19 protein-coding genes are annotated in these 20,053 nt (G+C 48.9%); 11 read left to right on the top strand and 8 right to left on the bottom strand.

Annotated elements, in window-relative coordinates; all coding sequences use genetic code 11:
- Positions 1–71: 71 nt before the first annotated feature.
- Complete coding sequence (locus IQE94_RS03680; protein WP_212716225.1) at positions 72–1,121, bottom strand: anthranilate phosphoribosyltransferase family protein; 1,050 nt, start codon at positions 1,119–1,121, stop codon at positions 72–74.
- A 350-nt stretch (positions 1,122–1,471) separates the two neighbouring features.
- On the opposite strand from IQE94_RS03680, the gene IQE94_RS03675 reads away from it, so the two are divergent.
- Positions 1,472–2,116: a histidine phosphatase family protein gene (locus IQE94_RS03675; RefSeq protein WP_212716223.1), complete on the top strand. Its 645-nt coding sequence runs from the start codon at positions 1,472–1,474 to the stop codon at positions 2,114–2,116.
- Here the strand turns inward: IQE94_RS03675 and IQE94_RS03670 are convergent.
- From IQE94_RS03670 to IQE94_RS03660, 3 genes are all read right to left on the bottom strand, one after another.
- Positions 2,113–2,385 carry a septal ring lytic transglycosylase RlpA family protein gene (locus IQE94_RS03670; RefSeq protein WP_190596205.1) on the bottom strand — a complete coding sequence of 91 codons (273 nt, stop codon included), beginning with the start codon at positions 2,383–2,385 and terminating at the stop codon, positions 2,113–2,115. The genes IQE94_RS03675 and IQE94_RS03670 overlap by 4 nt on opposite strands.
- 156 nt (positions 2,386–2,541) lie before the next feature.
- Complete coding sequence (gene ftsZ, locus IQE94_RS03665) at positions 2,542–3,834, bottom strand: cell division protein FtsZ (protein ID WP_212716221.1); 1,293 nt, start codon at positions 3,832–3,834, stop codon at positions 2,542–2,544.
- Positions 3,835–4,081: 247 nt separating this feature from the next.
- Positions 4,082–4,891, bottom strand: coding sequence for a cell division protein FtsQ/DivIB (locus tag IQE94_RS03660; RefSeq protein ID WP_212716219.1), 810 nt, complete (start codon positions 4,889–4,891; stop codon positions 4,082–4,084).
- A 114-nt stretch (positions 4,892–5,005) separates the two neighbouring features.
- On the opposite strand from IQE94_RS03660, the gene ctpC reads away from it, so the two are divergent.
- The 3 genes from ctpC to IQE94_RS18570 all read left to right on the top strand — a co-directional run bounded on the left by ctpC (position 5,006) and on the right by IQE94_RS18570 (position 6,959).
- The gene (ctpC, locus tag IQE94_RS03655) at positions 5,006–6,277 is read left to right on the top strand and encodes a carboxyl-terminal processing protease CtpC (RefSeq protein WP_194014564.1); all 1,272 of its coding nucleotides are present in this window, start codon (positions 5,006–5,008) and stop codon (positions 6,275–6,277) included.
- A gap of 38 nt (positions 6,278–6,315) precedes the next feature.
- Complete coding sequence (locus IQE94_RS18575) at positions 6,316–6,702, top strand: Uma2 family endonuclease (protein ID WP_249213866.1); 387 nt, start codon at positions 6,316–6,318, stop codon at positions 6,700–6,702.
- 122 nt (positions 6,703–6,824) lie between these two features.
- Positions 6,825–6,959, top strand: a complete 135-nt coding sequence (locus IQE94_RS18570) for a hypothetical protein (RefSeq protein WP_255611350.1) — start codon at positions 6,825–6,827, stop codon at positions 6,957–6,959.
- 106 nt (positions 6,960–7,065) lie between these two features.
- Here the strand turns inward: IQE94_RS18570 and rsmH are convergent, their stop codons facing one another.
- Positions 7,066–7,983: a 16S rRNA (cytosine(1402)-N(4))-methyltransferase RsmH gene (rsmH, locus tag IQE94_RS03645; protein ID WP_212722212.1), complete on the bottom strand. Its 918-nt coding sequence runs from the start codon at positions 7,981–7,983 to the stop codon at positions 7,066–7,068.
- 132 nt (positions 7,984–8,115) lie between these two features.
- Between rsmH and IQE94_RS03640 the strand changes: the two genes are divergently transcribed.
- From IQE94_RS03640 to IQE94_RS03630, 3 genes are all read left to right on the top strand, one after another.
- Complete coding sequence (locus tag IQE94_RS03640; RefSeq protein WP_194014560.1) at positions 8,116–8,592, top strand: DUF4168 domain-containing protein; 477 nt, start codon at positions 8,116–8,118, stop codon at positions 8,590–8,592.
- Positions 8,593–8,743: 151 nt separating this feature from the next.
- Positions 8,744–9,172 carry an urease accessory protein UreE gene (locus tag IQE94_RS03635; RefSeq protein WP_212716217.1) on the top strand — a complete coding sequence of 143 codons (429 nt, stop codon included), beginning with the start codon at positions 8,744–8,746 and terminating at the stop codon, positions 9,170–9,172.
- A gap of 224 nt (positions 9,173–9,396) precedes the next feature.
- Complete coding sequence (locus IQE94_RS03630) at positions 9,397–10,350, top strand: PRC-barrel domain-containing protein (RefSeq protein ID WP_194014558.1); 954 nt, start codon at positions 9,397–9,399, stop codon at positions 10,348–10,350.
- A gap of 410 nt (positions 10,351–10,760) precedes the next feature.
- Here the strand turns inward: IQE94_RS03630 and IQE94_RS03625 are convergent, their stop codons facing one another.
- The 3 genes from IQE94_RS03625 to IQE94_RS03615 form a co-directional block, all read right to left on the bottom strand.
- Positions 10,761–11,603 (bottom strand): hypothetical protein, encoded by an 843-nt coding sequence (locus IQE94_RS03625; protein WP_223342747.1) that lies wholly within the window; start codon positions 11,601–11,603, stop codon positions 10,761–10,763.
- A 262-nt stretch (positions 11,604–11,865) separates the two neighbouring features.
- On the bottom strand, positions 11,866–14,247 hold the full coding sequence (pcrA, locus tag IQE94_RS03620) for a DNA helicase PcrA (RefSeq protein ID WP_212716215.1): 2,382 nt from the start codon (positions 14,245–14,247) through the stop codon (positions 11,866–11,868).
- A 157-nt stretch (positions 14,248–14,404) separates the two neighbouring features.
- Entirely contained in the window at positions 14,405–14,926 is a 522-nt protein-coding gene (locus tag IQE94_RS03615; RefSeq protein WP_212716213.1) for a bifunctional nuclease family protein, read from the bottom strand.
- 165 nt (positions 14,927–15,091) lie between these two features.
- Here IQE94_RS03615 and IQE94_RS03610 point away from each other — a divergent pair, with 165 nt between their 5' ends.
- From IQE94_RS03610 to IQE94_RS03595, 4 genes are all read left to right on the top strand, one after another.
- On the top strand, positions 15,092–16,015 hold the full coding sequence (locus IQE94_RS03610; protein WP_212716211.1) for a TIGR01777 family oxidoreductase: 924 nt from the start codon (positions 15,092–15,094) through the stop codon (positions 16,013–16,015).
- Between the two features lie 77 nt (positions 16,016–16,092).
- Entirely contained in the window at positions 16,093–17,319 is a 1,227-nt protein-coding gene (locus tag IQE94_RS03605; RefSeq protein ID WP_212722208.1) for an ABC transporter ATP-binding protein, read from the top strand.
- A 766-nt stretch (positions 17,320–18,085) separates the two neighbouring features.
- A complete protein-coding gene (locus tag IQE94_RS03600) occupies positions 18,086–18,979 on the top strand; it encodes an AraC family transcriptional regulator (protein ID WP_212716209.1) in 894 nt (297 codons plus the stop codon).
- A 116-nt stretch (positions 18,980–19,095) separates the two neighbouring features.
- Positions 19,096–19,932, top strand: coding sequence for an alpha/beta fold hydrolase (locus IQE94_RS03595; protein WP_212716207.1), 837 nt, complete (start codon positions 19,096–19,098; stop codon positions 19,930–19,932).
- Positions 19,933–20,053 lie beyond the last annotated feature (121 nt).

Below are 20,053 nucleotides of genomic sequence, written 5' to 3'. Positions count from 1 at the left end.
TTTCCTTGTAAATATTTGTATAGTTTGTAACTAATAATTAAATTTCATGCGGTTAATGCATTTTTGCTGGCTTATTTTGCATATAACTGCAGTCGATGCCATTGTTGTTTAACGAGGCCATCATCAATGAGCTTTTCCGCTGTGGCGATCGCCGTTTCCAGATTGGGGGCATCTGTATGTTGCCAGAGGTAAAAGGCACTGTTCCAAATTAAGGCTGACCGGAGGGGGGTTTGTTCCCCGTTCAAAGTAGCCTGGGCCAACTCAAGATAATCGGCCAAATCAGTCCAGACTGGATTTTTTCCCCCCAGACCAAAGTCGGCGGCGTGGAGCCGCAAACGGGTGAGGGAATCTTCGGCCTTGGTTAAGTCGTATAGACCAATGATGGCAGTGCGCTCCTGGGGCAAATCACAACTCCCTTCCAACCCCTTAACCGTAGTGAACGCATGGACGCCCCGCTGGCTGAGAGCCTCGGCAATCATGTTTTCCGTCGGGGGATGGACAAACCCCGCTACCATATGGTGTTTACCAGCATAGGGAACCCAAATTAACTCCAGGGTTGCCAGAGGAGGTCTTTTGCCAATTTCTTCCCGGTAAATGACTAACTCCTGGGCCTCGGGAAAATATTTGGGCAGATAAACAAAGCCCACATTGGTTTTTTCCAAAATATTCTGCATGGCCGACAAGGATGGCGATCGCCAATTTACCCCTAGACCTTGCCATAACTCCACCAGGGGAATTCCCTCTTTGGTGGGCATCCGATCGCCGCCATGTTGAATTACGGGACAATCCGCCGTTGCCAACACTAGGGCTGTGAGAGGCCCCAGGGGGCAGGTGCGATCGCGACCATCGTAGGGTTGACTGAGGATAACCACCGTTTGACCGGAACTAAGGGCTGGAATTTTGGGTCCCCATTGCTCAAAGGCATCCAACATCCCTGCCAATTCAGTGCCGGTGGGGCGTTTAATGCGATGGGCAATCAAAAAAGCACCGATCTGGGCCGGGGTCGCTTCCTGACTCAGCATCAGCTCCAGAGCCCGACAAGCCTCCCCTCGGCTCAAATTTTTGCTGGTATGGGGACCACTACCCACTTTTCTCAACAGCTCTCGAAATTCCTTGCTCATAGTTCCGCAAAAATGGGCAGTTTAAGTATTGCTTCGCAAAGATTTTTTATAACTTTTTGGCTAGGGAACAAAGGTGATTTTGGCTACCAATCAACTTTTGAACAGTTGGAAGACTTGTGGACGAGAAAAAACAGAGTATTTACGTACAATGAAAGGGGACAGGTCTAAGAAAGTGTTTGAAAAGTACAAAGCTAGGTATTTATCCCCCTAAATCCCCCTTAAAAAGGGAGACTTTTGTGACATTTCCCCCCTTCCCAAGGGGGGCTAGGGGGGATTAAACAGCCAAAACTCAACTTTCCAAACAGGCTCTAAGCCCCTCCTCTGTAACGTTGCTGCCTTTCAACTCGCCCATGGCCCTCAAACTTTATTTTCTGCGCCACGCACAAACCGCCTACAGCGCCACCGGAGGCTATTGCGGTACCCCGGAAAATGATCCTGGCTTGACCCCAGAAGGAATTTTAATGGCCAAGGAATTTGCCGAAGCCTACGCTCAACACCCTTGGCAGGCAGTCTATGTCAGTCCCCTACAACGGGCCCGACAAACAGCCCACCCCCTGTGCGATCGCCTAGGCATTGAAATGCAAATTCGCCCTGGTCTAAGGGAAGTGGCCTATGGGGAATGGGAAGGACTCCATCCCGACGAAGTCTATCAACGGGACCATGACCTTTACATGCAATGGCTCACTGATCCAGCTTGGAACTCCCCCCCTGGAGGGGAAAGGGGCATTGACATCGCCCGCAGAAGCACTAGGGTACTAGAGGAAGTTGAGGATCGCTTCGAGGACGGCAATGTGTTGTTGGTTTCCCACAAGGCCACCATCCGCATCCTACTGTGTTGTTTACTGGGCATCGATGTGGGTCGTTACCGAGACCGTTTTGCCATGCCCGTTACCGGACTGAGCGTGGTGGAATTATCCTCCCGGGGACCACTATTTCACTGTATTGCGGAACGCTCCCACCTTAGTCCCTATCTGCGCAGTTTACCCAGCACCTAGAGACGGGTAATGCTGACGGGAACTCGACCCTTGCGCGGATTAGCAATTTGTTGGAAAGCAGCGCGACTAAGGTCGATGGAGCAATTGCAGCGATCACTCACAGTCACTACAACCGATTTTCCTGTGCGACGATTGGTTACCCTAACTCGGGTGCCTAGGGGCAGACTGGGGTGGGCTGCCACCATGCGACCGTGGTTGTAGACCTGGCCGTTGGCCATCTTCCGACCTACAAATTGATTGCCATAGAAAGTGGCGGACTGGGCCAGCACCGGCAAGGGCAATACCAAGGGAATTAGTAGGCTAGCAAACAAAAATCGCAAATCAATCAACCTCTTTAGCTTGAAACAACAATTCGAGGTTAACAGTGTAGCCCAGGAAACTTCCTTGGTCAAATTATTTGGCTCCAACCAGCAATTTTGGGGAACCTAACGGCGGGGAAAACGTCGCTTCTGGAGGAAATCAGGAATGTCTAACTCGGGGGCCATTGGGATTTCCCCTAGGGAATCTTCCGGAGCCGTTGCTGATTCCAACTTCTCTACTCCGGCCGGCGGGCCACTGATGGTGTTTTTACTGACGGTTTTTGCCTGGGGTTTTTCCTTTTCACCGTTGAAGCCCGTGGCAATGACGGTAATTCTCATTTCTCCCTGCAGGCGATCGTCAATCACCGCCCCAAAGATAATATTGGCATCGGCATCCACCACTTCATAGATAATCTCTGCGGCAACATTAACTTCATGGAGGGTTAAATCCGTTCCGCCGGTGACATTAAATACGACCCCCTTGGCTCCCTGGATGGAAGATTCCAACAGAGGCGAAGAAATGGCGGCGGTGGCCGCTTCCTTGGCCCGGGATTTACCAGAGCCAACCCCAATACCCATTAACGCTGAGCCCGCATCGGCCATCACAGCCCGCACATCCGCAAAGTCCACATTCACCAAACCGGGAATGATGATAATGTCTGAAATGCCCTGTACCCCCTGGCGGAGAATGTCGTCAGCCACTCGGAAAGCTTCCTGGAGAGGAGTTTCGGCGGGGATAACTGACAATAATTGGTTATTGGGAATCACAATCAGGGTATCAACCCGGGACTGGAGAGCACTAATGCCTTCCTCCGCTTGTTTGGCCCGCCGCCGGCCTTCAAAGGTGAAGGGGCGGGTGACAATACCCACCGTCAAACAACCCATTTCCTTCGCCACTTCCGCCACAATGGGGGCCGCTCCGGTGCCAGTGCCGCCTCCCATACCAGCAGTGATAAAGACTAAATCCGTACCCTCCAGGGAACGGGCAATTTCATCTCGGGATTCCTCCGCCGCCTTTTGCCCGATCGCCGGATTACCACCGGCCCCCAAACCTCGAGTGAGTTTCTGGCCAATCTGAATTCGATCCGGGGCTGTTGTATTGGTCAAGGCCTGGGAATCGGTATTAATTGCCCAAAAGTCGATGCCTGTCACCCCACTGGCAATCATACGGTTGACGGCATTGCAACCGCCTCCCCCAACTCCGATCACTTTAATTTTGGCAATGTTACTAGGCACAATCTGATCCCTTTTTAGGCTAGGACTAGGGCTGGCAAAAGCGGGCGCTTCTACCACGGCCTCCAACGGTTCATTTTCAACGATGGAGGACGAAAATAAATCATCTAACCCCTCCGTCCCATCATCGAGACCACTACCGGTAAAACCTATGTTGTTTAGAGGTAAATCATTATTGAGCGTCATTGCAGGGGGAAGTATTAGGGGATCAAAATGGGCAATTCTTAAGGCGCAAAAGCAACCACAGGGAGAACAACGCTTCCGAGGCAGCAGGGTATTGAAGCCTTTTTACGACGACAGAGACTCCCTCGCCCAAGCACAAATCCCAGCGGTCTATCGTCCCTACACTAGGCATATTGAGCAAATTTGTCAATGTGAATCTAAGCTTTTTTCCCCCACCCAGGGAGAATGCCTAGAGTGGAGGGTAGAAATGTTAAGGCTTGTTGACGGCGGCTTTTTCTTTGGGGGCCTGGGGACGAAGTTGGATGCTGGGACTGTCTGGATTAGTTAGATCAATAAATAGTAAACGCTCCTTGGGCACCCGACTGGGCAAATTCTGCATTTTTTCTAAAACCTGCACTTGTTGCTCGAAGCGAGAAAGGTCAGAACCGAGAAAAACCAACCCCAAGTCCGTCGTCAAACTGATGTTACTGGGGTTGTTGCCATTGATAATCCGAATATTGACGGGGGACTGTTGAATCTGGATTTGATGGGTCTGCCAAAAACTGCGGTACTGGGGGCCGTAGCCCAAAAACTGAGGGGTTTGGGGCAAGGTTTTTCTGACAGTTTGGCTGTAAAGGGTGGCCGGAATATAATTTCCCTCTTCATCCAAATAGCCCAAACCTTCGTCCGCCACGGCGATCGCCACTGGTCGTCGTTCCTGTACCGCCACATTTACCTGGGCCGGAAACAACTGCCTTGTCACTTCTACTCTGAGGAGGGCCGGATTTTTGATCAATTCATCCCCCAAGGCCTGGGTGGAGAGTTGCCAAATCGCCTGGGGATAGGCAAGGTCTAGATTTTTGTATAACGTTTCTCGTCCCACTAATTTATTGCCCACAAACTCCACTTGGCGATCGGAGCGAATGGACCATTCGGGCCAACTCATTACCCAGACCATGCCCCCCGTCAAACCACACACACACACAAACTGCCAACAGGATCGTAGACGTCTCCAACGCCTCTGCCACATCAGTTGTTCCCGGCGATTTTTCAGGGAGTCAGACACAACTAAATCCGTCATGGGAGTTCAATAACCATCATCACTGAAATGTTATAACCTAGGAATCAAGGACTCTAAGGACTTCTCCAGAGTTTACTTTCTTAATCAATCTTCACCAACTGTCCAGCAAATCCCATGTTTAAACAAAAGCGCAGTCTGATTTTGGGAACTACAGCTCTGTTACTCACAACGGTAGCGGTGACTGGAATTGGGTTGCGATTGGCCCGCTCCCAGGGCTACTTGCAGGACAACCCCAAGGAGTTGGTGGACGAAGTTTGGCAAATTGTCAATCGCACCTATGTAGATGGTACTTTCAACGGTGAGGATTGGGTAGCTGTTCGTCAGGATTATCTGAAGCGGGAATATAGCAACCAAGAAGAAGCTTACACAGCTATCCGGGAGATGCTGGAGAAGTTGAACGATCCCTACACTCGCTTCATGTCTCCCGATGAGTTCCAGTCGATGCGCATCGATACCTCCGGGGAATTAACTGGGGTGGGGATTCAGATTACCCAGGACCAAGACACGAAAAAAATTGTGGTGGTGGCTCCCATTGAGGATACCCCCGCCTACAACGCTGGCATTCTTTCTAAGGATGTGATTACCAAAATTGACGGTAAATCCACCGATGGCATGGAGGTGGACGACGCGGTTAAGTTGATCCGGGGTAAACCAGGCACCAGTGTGGTCCTCACCATTGAACGGGAAGGCCAGGCGATCGAATATCCCTTAGTAAGAACCTTGATTGAAATTCACCCAGTACGGGCCCAAGTGGAAGATATTGATGGTGCCAAGGTGGGTTATATCCGTTTAAATCAGTTCAGCGCCCAAGCTTCGGAAGAAATGCGCCAAGCGGTGCAAAAGTTGGAGAAAGAGAATGTGATCGGTTACATTTTCGATCTTCGTTCCAATCCCGGTGGCTTACTATATTCTAGTGTGGATATCGCCCGCATTTGGCTGGATGAAGGGGGCATTGTCTCCACTGTCGATCGCCGAGGGGAAGTGGAACAACAAAGTGCTAACAAACGGCAGTTGAGTAACCGTCCCTTGGTGGTGTTAGTAGATGGTGGTTCCGCCAGTGCCAGTGAAATTGTCTCCGGAGCCCTACAAGACAATCAACGGGCGGTCATTGTGGGCACCAAAACTTTCGGTAAGGGGCTGGTGCAATCGGTGCGAGAACTAGGGGATGGCTCGGGTATGGCAGTGACGATCGCCAAATATTTAACCCCCAACGGCCGGGATATTAATAAACATGGCATTGACCCCGATGTAGAAGTGGAACTCACCGACGCCCAGCGCAAAGAGCTACAGCAAAATCGGGAAAAAGTAGGCACTCTAGAAGACCCTCAATTTGCCAAGGCCTATGAAGTGCTAATGCAACAGGTCAACAAAACCGCTTCTAAGTAGGTTGAATGGGCTTGTGCAATTCTATTCGGTAAAAGTCTATGGTTCTGCTTCCCCTCGACTTTCCCAATTTGTATCCGGAATCCGATGGTAAACCCATGGCTGACAATACTCTGCAGTATCATTGGATTGTCCGTTTGGTAATCAACCTCAAGCATTTATTTCAGCGCAAAACTGTCTTTGTGGCGGGGGATTTACTTTGGTATCCCGAACAGGTGACTGCTCCCCCTGCGCCCTGTCAGGCTCCCGATGCCATGGTAGTTCTAGGAAGACCTGACGGGGAACGACGCAGTTACAAACAATGGGAAGAAGACAATATTGCCCCCCAGGTAGTGTTTGAAATTTTCTCTGAGAGTAACAGTGCCAGGGAAATGCTCCATAAGCAAACTTTTTATCGGCGGTATGGAGTATTGGAGATGTTCTTTTAAGATCCAGAGTCCTACTTAATGAAGTAAGAAGAATTACAGAAACCGAGCCAGATGCAGAATTTGAGACCATCACCCTGCTCAATTTTCCCTGGACTTCCCCAACCCTAGGAATTCGCTTTGAAATGTTTGCCGATGGTTTGAAACTGTTTTTTCCCAACGGAGAACCATTTAAAGATCCGGAAACCCTTTTTGAGGAAAGGGATCGGGCCTTTGCCAAATTGCGGGAATTGGGTATTGACCCTTCTACTACCCTGTGAATTAACGTTTAGGTTTGGGAAGTTATATTCTACTGAGACTATCTGACGTGCAAATCCACAACCGGCGGAGAGGATCGGTAGCCTTAGTTTGACTTTCCCCAATTCCTTAAATTTTTTCGGCCCAACGTAATTTGGCGGATCGAGCCCGGGGATTTTCCCTCTGCTCTTCTTCCCCAGCAACAATGGGCTTTTTGGTTAGCACCCGTAAATTTTCCGTTTCCCGAAAACGATGTTTAACAATGCGGTCTTCCAAGCTGTGGAAACTGATAATACCCAGTCTCCCACCAGAGTTTAACCAATGGGGGGCCTGGGCAATGAATGTTTCCAGGGATCTCAATTCATCGTTCACTGCAATGCGTAAACCTTGGAAGGTTCTGGTGGCGGGATGGATGCGTCCATGGCGATATTTCCCTGGTACCCAACGGGCGATCGCCTCAGCCAAGTCGGTAGTGGTTTGAAAGGGGCGCTGTTCCACAATCTGCCGAGCAATACGTCGAGAAAGCCGTTCTTCGCCGTATTCATAGAAAATGCGGGCTAAATCCTTTTCGGACCAATGGTTAACAATTTCTGCGGCGGTGAGGTCTTGGCTTTGATCCATGCGCATATCCAAGGGGGCATTTTGACGAAAACTAAAGCCCCGATCGCCTTGATCGAGTTGGGGAGAGCTTACCCCTAAATCTGCGATGATGCCGTCAAACTGACTGGGGTGGCCAGGAAAATCGGCAAAGTTTCCGTGCCAAGTGTTAATTGTTATGCCCTCCCGATCGGCAACTAGGGGTTCCAAGCGTTCTACGGCCGCGACGATCGCCTGGGTGTCCCGGTCAATCATAGTTAGGGAGAGGGGAATGCCCAATTTGAGCAATTTTTCACTGTGGCCTCCAGCTCCCACGGTGGCATCAAGGTAATGTCCTCCGGGCTTTGGGGCCAATCCCTCCACCAGGGCCGTGGGCAGAACGCTAATGTGGTGAAAGTCTGCCATCACCATCTTTTCCGAATTAATTCCTTCCATGGATTTGCCTCCCATTTCAGCCCCCGCAAGATCCTGCTCCCCCAGGGTACCAGTCCCCACGGAACTTATCCCCGGCAAAGTAATTCAAACAGGAAATGCAAACCATTAGAATTTTGTCATCCTATTCACCCGAAAGCGACTAGGCGCATGGTTATTAGCTCACGTTCCTTAAGCGGCTTGAACGGTGTTCTGAGTCGACTTTTTATTGCCAATACTCTCGCTTTCCTCGGTGTGTTCGGGGGAATGGTGCCGGAGGTGAGTTGGCAACCAACTGCCCTCGTCTTTCGTTGGTCGGCCTATTCTCAGGAATTTTCCCCCGATAGCATTAATCACTATGCAAAGGCGGTGTTGGCGATCGAAGTGGAACGCAAAAAGGCCTTCGAGGAAATTCAAACCCTCATTGGTCGGGTTCCGCCCCAACTTACCTGCACCAATCGGGACAGCATCCGTAAGTTGCCCCGCAATGCCCAGGCGATCGCCGTTAATTTCTGCAATCGTTCCAAACAAATTGCTGAAGAAAGCGGCCTCAAACCAGGAGAATTTAATCGCATCACCGAAGCGGCCAGGAATAACGCCAACCTTAAGGCCCAAATTCAACGGGCAATTATTAATCTCCGCCGTTAATGCCGGGATTAAACTTTGGTTAGTTGTTTAGATTAGCTAAAATCGGTGATCGAATGGTAAATTTTAGGCTTTAGTTGGGGAAAAAGCGTAAATTTGCCCATAAATTGCCGTTAATTTCACTTCAGCCCTGTAAATTCTGATTTAAATCCCCATGGTGATTTTTGATCATCGTCTAGAAAAAGTTCCTGACACCGCCACCTGGGAACTCCCCCTCACCGCCGAGGAACGGAGTCGCACCCGCTATCGTTTTGATAAACCTGGTTTTCCCTCCCTATTTATCCAACTGCCCAGGGGAAGTTTTTTGCACCCAGGGGATTACCTCGGTTCCCCCACCGGAGAAACCCTGGCCATTCTGGCGGCAACAGAACCTCTCCTCCACGTCACCAGTGGCGATCGCCTTATCCTATTAAAGTCCGCCTATCATCTGGGTAATCGTCATGTGCCCCTGGAAGTGAACTTGGATTATCTGCGATTAGCGCCGGATCCAGTATTGGCTGATATGCTCCGGGGTTTGGGGGTTAGTGTGGCGGAAATAACTGCACCCTTTTTTCCTGAACGGGGCGCTTTTCACGGTCATTAGGATGTTTTTTTGCTCTTAAATAGACATTCCTAGCAATTTTGCCCAAGAAAATCAAGCCATTCGCTACAATGTTTTCATGAAGTAAAGTAAACTGACTGGCAACAACTTTGCGCTGGCCATTCCCGACTCTGTTCCCAATGCTTTCTGTAACGTAATTAATCAAACCCCAATCCTCCCAACCTTAGTTTTCACTCCCCTCTGACCACGGCGATCGCCAAACCAAAATGACAATTGATAACATCCGTCTTAGAAACGAATTTATTAACACCGAAGTTATTACCCGCAGTAGTGGCAAAAAACTTGGGGTAGTCAAAGAAGTGCTAGTCGATGTCGATCAGCGAGAAATTGTCGCCCTGGGACTGCGGGACAACTTTCTATCCCTGACGGGAATGCCCCAATATCTTTATCTGAACAGCATTGTCCAAACCGGGGACGTGGTCTTGGTAGAGAACGATGACGTTTTCGAACTGGTGGAAGTGGATCTTTATTCCCCTCTGGTCAATAGCGAAGTGGTGACCGAAACGGGAGAACCCCTGGGCCGGGTAAGGGATTTTCAGTTTGACCTCGCCACGGGTAAAGTTTCCTCCATTATCATTGCTTCTCTGGGATTACCACAGATTCCAGAGCAATTGATCAGCACCTACGAGCTATCCATTGACGAAGTGGTCAGTAGTGGCCCCAACCGTTTGATAGTTTTTGAAGGTGCCGAAGAAAGACTCAACCAACTGAGCGTGGGATTGCTGGAACGGCTTGGTATTGGTCGCCCATCCTGGGAGCGCATGGAAGAAGATTTGTATTATCCTCCCACCACCCGTCCCGAGAACCAACTAGGTAGTGGCATCCCCGTGCGGCCCCCGGTGCAGGTCCGTCAACCAGAGCCTGTGTTGGAAGAGCGTTGGAACGAAGACGATTGGCAAGATAATCGCCCTGCGCCCCCCCCTCGTCGGGAAGTAGCCCCCCTACGCTACCCAGAACCGGAATACGAAGATGACTATGAAGTGGACAACTGGGGAGAGGCGGTGCCCCGTTCCTCTGCTCCAGAACCCGATTATGGCTACGAAGATGAGGTGGCCGGCGATGTCTGGGACGACGATGAAGCCGCTGCCCCCTATAGTCCTCCCCGGGTAAATATTCCAGAAACCCGCCGGGAAAAAATGCCTGAATATTATGAAGAATAGTCTCTGATTTAACCAGTTTTGCATCTTTATTGGGTCACTTGTATTGTGACTAATGTGAGTTCGGGATGAGAAAGATGACTGACAATAGGCTACAAGCTTTATAGGTCAATACATTCGGGAATGACATCAGACTCGTGATTTGTGTTTTTGCATCCTCACAAGTGATTTTTTTGAAGTCCTGAAGCTCCAAATCCCCCAGTGTAGCTGGCGAAAAAACCTCCATTGCAGTCAGAGCAATACTTCTAAGGATTGGCTTAACCCGAACTCACGTTAACTACCAAAATTTTTCCGTTGCTAATACTAAGCCATGTTCCACCTCAAGATTCTTGAGACCCTTGCCTTGAAGGCTTTTCCTCCGAAACTGTAACTTTTTGTTCAAATGCGCACGTTGATCCTCTTAGAAACAGCAACTATTTCACCCTTGCCAGAAGGTAGCGGAGAGTCCAACGATTGAGATAGGGACTGAGAAAGCGCCATCCTTCCCGATGGACTCGCCTGTGATAGAAAACCAGCGTGTAAGCAAAATCGCGAATTCTTCGTCCCCAGTAGATCCGTTGAATGCCACCGAGATCAAGACGAATGCCATGGCGACTGTAGTTGGCGTAGTTGAGAGGATTAAGGGGTGTGAGTTGCTGCTGTTGAGCTAGACTATCATAGGAGCGTCCAGGACGAGTTTTAGGACAATCATCCGGTTCGATCCATTCACACAGCATCCAGGTGAGTCCAGCGGCATGGAACTGCGCTACGTCACGGGTGACATGCTGGGATTGCAAATATATTCCTACTGGTATCTCGGACCAAACGCCATGTTGCCAGACGAAATCCGGTTCGAAAAAGGCTTTAAATGCCCAGGAGTGCGTCTTCTCCCCGTATGTTATATCAAGCCTAACTACTTGTCCGATCATTCCACTTCCAGCATGGCTGATGCGAAGTTCCAGAGTACTTTGCAGACTCTGAAGGTGGAGAGTTGTTTTTGGGAAGGGCTGCGGTGATCTCCCTACACTCTGTGCTAAGCGATCAAAAAAAGCAAGAAGCAGTGGTTCTGGCAAATAATCACAGAAAATACAAGGCAAATGACCGAAATACAAACGCTCATAGCCATTTTGCTGGCAAATGTTGCAGACGTAGCGGTAGAACTGCCAGGGAGAAAGAAGGGTTGTGCGTGCAAGGATATCGAGCTCAGTAGGGTCACAGGGTGAAATTAAAGGGTTAGAGGCGGAGGATTGAAAACGCTTCCAGAGGGTGAGAGTCAATGTAGTCGTTCAAGTGCAAAGACACTGGGGTTAATATTTAATGTGAGTTCGGGTTAAGCCAATCCTTAGAAGTATTGCTCTGACTGCAATGGAGGTTTTTTCGCCAGCTACACTGGGGGATTTGGAGCTTCAGGACTTCAAAAAAATCACTTGTGAGGATGCAAAAACACAAATCACGAGTCTGATGTCATTCCCGAATGTATTGACCTATAAAGCTTGTAGCCTATTGTCAGTCATCTTTCTCATCCCGAACTCACGTTAGTTAAGGGTGGCGTAGAGGGGCGAAACTGGGGTCAATAATTTTCACTCCAATGCCGGGAAATTTGATGGCCAAATTAGCCTTATGGCCTTTGCCCAAAATGTGGGTTACAGTGCCTTCCCCAAAATTGTTATGCATGACCCGATCGCCAACATTCCAGATCAGGTCTTTGGCTGGTTTGGCGGACTGGGAACTGCCTTTTTTCCGGGCCTGTTTTTGGGCAATGGAAGGGTCCTTGGGATCGGCGGCGGGGACATAGCGACTATTTTTTCGACCCGTTGAGCCATCGGCCAGTAAATCCGGCGGTAATTCCTGGAGGAATTGGGAGGGGATTTTGGTTTCCAAAGAACCCCAGACATAACGCATACGGGCATGGGTTAAAAAGAGATTTTCTTGGGCCCTGGTAATGCCCACGTAACATAAACGACGCTCCTCCTCCAGATCCAAAGGATCGTTTAAGCTGCGGGCATGGGGACAAGTGCCCTGCTCCAACCCCACCAAAAAGACCACCGGAAATTCCAGTCCCTTGGCGGAGTGGAGAGTCATAAGGGAAACTTCATCCCCGGATTCCTCCAAGTCATCGAGGTCGGAGGTGAGGGATGCCGAAGCCAAAAATTCCACTAGGCTGGGATCTTCACTTTCTGCTTGAAACTGTCGCACTGCATTGTCCAATTCCCCCAGGTTAGCTAGGCGATTCTCCGCTTCTTCCGTACCCTTTTGCCTTAGATCTTCCACATAATTAGATTTTTCCAGCACCATACTAAGGGCTTCCGATGCCGTAAGGTCGCTAATCTGGCTTTGAATCTCCTGGAGCATGCGGGCAAATTGGAGGGTTTTCTTGGCTGATCGCCCGGCTAGGGTGTTCACAGAAGTTTCATCGGTGATAATTTCCCACAGGGGAATCTCCAATTCTTTGGACGCATTTACAAAACCTTCAATGGTGGATTTACCAATGCCCCGTCGGGGAGTATTGATAATCCGCAACAAGCTTACCGTATCGGCAGGATTAACCAATATCCGGAGGTAGGCAATGGCATCTTTAATTTCCTGGCGATCATAAAAGCGAAACCCACCAACAATATTGTAGCGAATATTATTATTTAATAGCTGTTCTTCAAAGGCTCGGGATTGGGCATTGGTGCGATACAAAATGGCAAAGCTACCAAAGTTTAGTTCGGGATTATTTTTTCTTAAGCTCAGAATTTTATTAATTACAAAACGGGACTCATCCCTTTCATCATCGGCTTGGTAAAGGATAATATCATCCCCACCGCTGCGGGTAGCTTTTAGCACCTTATCAATGCGTTGGCTATTATGTTCAATTAAATGGTTAGCTGCCTGGAGGATATTTTCCCGGGAACGGTAATTTTCCTCCAGTTTGACCATGGTTTCCGTTTCCTCATCCACCAGGCGATCGCCAAAATCATCCTGAAAATTGAGCAGAATGGTAAAGTCCGCCATGCGAAAACTGTAAATGGATTGATCCGCATCCCCCACCACAAAGGTGGAACGTCCCCGCCAATCCCACTCCGACTGTCGTTCTTCCCCATTGGTGCTCAGCAGACGAATCAAATCATATTGGATACGATTAGTGTCTTGATATTCATCCACCAAAATATGGTTAAACTTACGATGCCAGTAGCCTAAAACTGATTCATTTTGCTGAAATAAACGGGTGGGAATCAGAATTAAATCATCAAAATCTAGGGCATTATTAGCCGCCAATTGATTTTGGTAAGCCTGGTAAACTTCGGCAATGACTCTGCCTTTATAGCTGGGATTTTCCCGTAGATAGGTTTCTGGTGATTGCCCGAGGTTTTTCGCATTACTGACCTGGTAGCGAATACTTTTAGGATTGAACTGTTTTTCGTCCAAATCCATATCTTTAGTGACAATAGTTTTAAACAAACTTTGCACGTCACTTTCATCAAAAATAGAAAACTGTTTTGTCCAACGGCGGCCACTAGTGTCCTGATATTTATCAACGTCGTAGCGGAGAATACGAGAACACAGACTGTGGAAAGTGCCGATCCAGAGGGGTTTGGTGACCGTTTTGTATACCCTGGAAAGCAACTGTTTTTGTTCATATGCCCCCAGCAATTCCCAGCGTTGATTAAATTCCTGCTGGGCCCAGGCCTGGGCAAAGATCTTTTCCAACCTTTCCTTCATTTCCTTAGCGGCCTTATTGGTGAAGGTGACCGCCAAAATATTTTCCGGATTGATACGATGTTGGCGAATGAGGTGGGCAATGCGGTAGGTTAATGCCCTGGTTTTCCCTGAGCCGGCCCCGGCCACCACCAAAAGAGGGCCACAAAAATGCTCCACCGCCCGCCTTTGGGAAGGATTAAGATGGGCAAGGTAGTCGGGGACAACAGGCATGGGCACACTAAGCTTAAGGTTCAATCAACAATTAAGTTTAGCAATCAACCAAGGGAAATTATTTTTTTGCTGTTGTCCTTCTCTATTTCCACTGCCCGTTGTTGATAGACCCACGCCACAATTTACCGACCTGAACTAACATTGCCCAATGGTGTTGACTGGGCTAGCTATCGGATTCCGCCTCAAAGCTATCGGAACTGAGGCGAGCCTGTTTAATCAGGGTTTCCGGGCTAACGTTGTCGAGAAAATCGCGAAAAGCTTGTCTTTCCTCTTCGTCCGCATCCCGGTCCACTGGAATGGAAGCATCGGCCAACACTTCTTCCATTACCCAAATGGGACTGTCCATCCGCAGAGCGAGGGAAATGGCATCACTGGGGCGGCAGTCAATTTCCCTGATTTGATCCCCCTGGGCACAGCAGAGCACGGCGTAAAAGGTGTTGTCCTGTAGGGAATGAATGATAATTTTTTTCAGGTCCACATCCCAGGTGGTGAGGAGATTAACCATTAGGTCATGGGTGAGGGGACGGCTGGGCTTTTGGTTTTCTAGGGCTCCGATAATCGACCGGGCCTGGTCTTGGCTGATATAAATGGGTAATGCCCGCCGTTCAGATCCATCCTTGAGCAGTACGATGGGACTGCGACTTACCGCATCGAGGGCAATGCCAGCTACTCTCATCTCAATCATTGGGTAGATCCTCTGGGGAACATTGACAGCACAATGCAGGTTTTCATTTTAACTTACTCCTACTCTACCCAGGGTCAAGGCTGGTTGGTCACCAGGGACGGTTCCCCCTAAGATGGGGAAGATTGGCAATGGCACATTACCGCTGGTGGTGGGAGGCGTACATTAATGAAAATTATTTTGACTGGGGTGACGGGCTTTGTGGGGCGTTCTTTGGTGCCCCTGCTACATCAACAGGGCCATGAGTTAACTTTGTTGGTGCGTAGTGTGCCCAAGGCTCAACGGTTATTTCCCCCCAGCAGTTTCCCCCAGTTAACGACGATCGCCTATGAAGCGACGGAGAGTGGTCCCTGGCAGGAACAGGTCAATGGACAAGATGCGGTGATCAATCTGGCGGGAGAACCCATTTCGGAACGGTGGACGGAAGCTTATAAAACCGCAATTTTTGATAGTCGGAAACTAGGCACAGAAAAGTTGGTGGAGGCGATCGCCAAAGCGGAACGGAAGCCCAAGGTAATGATTTCTGGGTCAGCCATTGGTTACTACGGCACCAGCGAGACAGAGACTTTTACGGAAAGTAGTGATCCTGGGGATGATTTCCTGGCTGAAGTTTGTCAGGCATGGGAAAATGCCGCCCACCAAGTGGAATTCCTGGGTGTTAGGCTGGTCATCTTCCGCATTGGCATTGTGCTGGGGGCCGATGGCGGTGCTTTGAACAAAATGTTACCGCCATTTAAATTATTTGCGGGGGGGCCCTTGGGCAGTGGAGAACAGTGGTTTTCCTGGATTGATCGGCAGGATTTGGTTGCTTTGATCGATAAAGCTTTAACTGACTCAACCTTACGGGGGACGTACAATGCCACCGCTCCCAATCCGGTCAAAATGAAAGAATTTTGCGACACCCTGGGGAAAGTGTTAGCCCGTCCTTCTTGGTTGCCAGTGCCGGACATTGCTTTGGAATTACTGCTAGGGGAAGCGGCTAAGTTAGTGCTGGAAGGGCAGCAGGTTTTACCAGAGGCGATCGCCAAAGCGGATTTTGAATACCAAGCCCCCACTTTGGAAGCCAGTCTGCGGCAAATTCTGGCAAGTTAATGTCCACCTTCATTACCAGGAATAAGCCTAATTAAGGTGCTAGGATGCTTTGATGCCCATTGATTTTGGTTTCCGCTGTGGCCCAGGTAATTGTCGAAAACCTCTACAAAAGTTTCCCTCCCCAAGGCAAAAATCAGGCCAAGGAAGGGTCTCCGGTAAATGTGCTCAAGGCCATTAACCTAGAAATTGCCGATGGGGAATTCATGGTTCTGGTGGGGCCCTCCGGTTGTGGCAAAAGTACTCTCCTGCGGTTGATTGCGGGCTTAGAAACTGTGACAGGGGGCCAAATTTACATTGGCGATCGCCGGGTGAATGATTTACCCCCCAAAGCCAGGGACATTGCCATGGTGTTCCAAAGCTATGCCCTCTATCCCCACCTGAGCGTTTACGACAACATTGCCTTTGGTTTGCGGCGCATGCCCGATCGGGAAAATAATCAGACCGAGGATAAATTACCCCGCTGGGTAGGGGACAGCTTACGGGGCATCACCAAACCGTTGCCCAAGTCTTTGCATTATCTGTCAACCCAGGAAAAGGTGCTGGCTCAACGGGTCAACCAAGTGGCCCAACAATTGCAAATTGATCATTTGCTAGACCGTCTGCCCAAACAATTATCCGGTGGGCAAAAGCAGCGGGTGGCCCTCGGTCGGGCGATCGCCAGGAATCCCCAGGTCTTTTTGATGGATGAACCCCTGTCCAACCTAGATGCAAAACTAAGGGCGGAAACCCGCAGTCAGATTGTGCAAATTCAACGGCAACTGGGCATCACCACCATTTATGTTACCCACGACCAAACCGAAGCCATGACCATGGGCGATCGGATAGCGGTGCTCAACCAAGGGGTAATCCAACAAATTGCGCCCCCGTTAACTTTGTACAATCAACCGGCTAACCGTTTTGTGGGGGAATTTATCGGTTCTCCGCCGATGAACTTTTTTACCCTCAAAGTGGCATCGGCTACAGTATTGCAACATCTCGCCTTTGCCCTAAATCTGACGGCAAAATGGCACGGGCTAGTGGCTCCTTACGTGGGCCGTTCCCTAATTTTGGGGGTAAGGCCAGAAAGTTTTGTCCTTAGTGCCGAAGGAGCCGACGCTTTCCCTGTCAAAGTAAATTTAGTGGAGGCCCTCGGTAACGATACTTTTATCTATGCCCATTTAGTGACGGAGCCAGAGCTAACCCTACAGGCTCGCATTGCCCCTGATCATCTGCTCCAGGTGGGGGAACAACTGTGGTTGGCGATCAACCCTGAAAAAATCCATCTGTTTGACGCTAAAACTGAACAGGCGATCGACCAACGGTAGGAAAATCAATAAATATTGAAAGTTAACCGTCTCCTGCTGAACTTATCTTGGTAATAATCGGTATTAAGTTGAAACCAAAGATAATCATTATAAAAATTTAACTTTATTGACTAATGGAGCAGCCTATCCTAGATCAATTACTGATAAACATATCCCTCTTTCCTGAATCTCGGAAAGAACATTTTTCAGTACCACACAAAAAGTCTTACCGTGGAGGCGTTTCAATGTTTTCAAGACTCGACAATCATGAGGGATAATATCTTAATAAGTACACTACATAAAACCGTTGTTGCTAAAGGCTTTCGATGATTTCCAGCAAATCGACTTGCCCAGTCTGACGCAAGAGGGATACGGCGGATTCCATGACAAAGTGGTACAATGGGCGACAAACATAAGTAAAAATTTACCGAAAAGTAAGATGCCTGCTCTATCAATCGCCGAATTAAATATTTTCAAATGTGGTCATATCCCTCTTCTCTTTAGGGCAATCGCATTTTTATCCAACTAGCACTTTGAAGAAGTACTAATTGTCCCAACGCACTAGACTCACAGGGGCTTCCTGGGAAGCCAAGCGGGTGCCACAAGTTGTGGATCATCGCTGTGCCTACCTAACCTGGATTATTCATGAGAAGCGTTAATGGCTAGCTTGTATATTAGTGCGTCAGTGATTGTCTTGGGTTCCCAACTGGTAAACGCTTTTGCTGCGCCAGAGTCAGGCTAAGAGGTGTTATTTTGTAACTGTAAGCAATTGGTGAGAGCAAGCTCCATGGCCAGCAACCAGCTCAACTCGCTTGAACTCTGCCAACGGTTCAATAAACAACTGATGTTCTCCAGTCGCCAAATGGACTGGAATGGCATTTTGGTAGAGAAGTGTCAGAGCCCTGCTTCAGCGTTTGAAATGGAACTCCCTGCTTTAGCCGATCATTGGCTATACTTTCACACGGGAGATCCTGCCCCTTTAGTTCAAAAACGCGACGATCGCCTGCATGAATCAACCCTTCACAAAGGGGACAGCCTTCTAGTTCTAGCTGGACAACCGAGCTATTGGTGTCAAGCACCAGATATGAGTGATGTCATTTGTGCGCCGCTGCACATTTGCTTAAAACCGGCATTGATTCAACAAGTTGCTGAAGTCTCTGAAGTTGATTCAAAACAGTTTGAACTCGTGCCCTGCTTTGGTCAGCAAGATTTGCAACTTCATCAGATTGGCATGCTAATGTTCGCTGAATTGAAATCGGGCGGGATGATGGGGCAGCTATATATCGAATCACTCACTCAGGCTTTAGTAATTCATTTACTACGACACTATTCGACCCTAGCGAAACCGATTGCATCACCAAACAACCGCTTAACCCATACCCAGTTGCAGCAGGCGATCGATTACATCCACGCTCACTTAAATCGAGATTTATCCTTAGCTGAACTGGCAAGCGTCGTTAATATCAGTCCGACTTACTTTGCAAGCTTGTTTAAAAAAGTAATGGGGATTTCGCCGCATCAGTATGTGATCAAACAACGAGTGGAACGGGCAGAAGTAATGTTGAAGGGAACAGATTTGGCGATCGCCGACATCGCTCTACAAGTCGGCTTCTCCAGTCAAAGCCATCTGACGCAACAGTTTAAGCGACTCACCGGAGTAACACCGAAACAGGTTCGCTAAAACCTTAAGAATTTGACAATTTACCCTAAGAATCTGAAAGAAACCGAGCATTAGAACTCACTATACTTCGGTTAAATCAGATAAGAACATTTTGCGATGTTCATTAGGAGGTCAATATGCCTTATGTGACTGTTGGTCAAGAAAATTCTGCAACCATTGATATCTATTACGAAGATCTTGGGGCCGGTCAACCCATTGTTCTCATTCATGGATTTCCCCTCAATGGCCATTCCTGGGAAAAGCAGGTCTTGGTGCTGCTAAATGCAGGATATCGAGTGATTACCTACGATCGCCGAGGATTTGGTGCGTCTAGCCAACCCTCGTTGGGCTATGACTACGATACCTTTGCAGCCGATTTGAACACGCTGATGACCAAACTTGACTTGCATAATGCTGTGCTGGTTGGGTTCTCTATGGGAACCGGCGAAGTCACGCGCTATCTTGGCAAATACGGCTCAGAGCGGGTGCAAAAAGCCGTGCTGATGGCTCCAGTGCCGCCCTTCCTGCTGAAGACCGCTGATAATCCCGAAGGCGTTGACCAGAGCGTTTTTGATGGCATTATGAAAGCAATTGTTAAAGACCGTCCCGCTTACTTTTCTGAATTTTTCAGAGAATTTTTTAATGTGGATGTGCTGCTAGGCGAACGCATCAGCAACTATGCCATTCAAGCCTGCTGGAATGTAGCAGCCAGGGCTTCTGCTAAAGGAACTTTGGATTGTGTCCCGTCCTGGCTCACTGATTTCCGCGATGATCTGCGCCGGATTGATATACCTACTTTAATCATTCATGGCGATGCTGATCGCATTTTGCCACTTGAATCCACCGCCGCAAGACTCCCGAAACTGATTAAAAACAGTCAGCTTGAGATTATCCCTGGCGGGCCGCACGCCATCAACTGGACTCACGCTGATCAGGTCAATCCCATATTGCTGGACTTTCTTCAGCAAAAATAGTCAGTAATCTGCCGCATTTCTGACTGGTGAAAAATTGTGAATTCAGCCTATCCACGGTTCCGATCCTGGTGGCTGGCTGGCATAGGCTGAACGTTCAGCACCTGGATCAAAAGAATTAATG

The sequence above is a fragment of the Synechocystis sp. PCC 7339 genome (assembly GCF_019924095.1).
Classification (GTDB): Bacteria; Cyanobacteriota; Cyanobacteriia; order Cyanobacteriales; family Microcystaceae; genus Synechocystis.
This window is presented reverse-complemented; position numbering and strand designations above follow the sequence as displayed.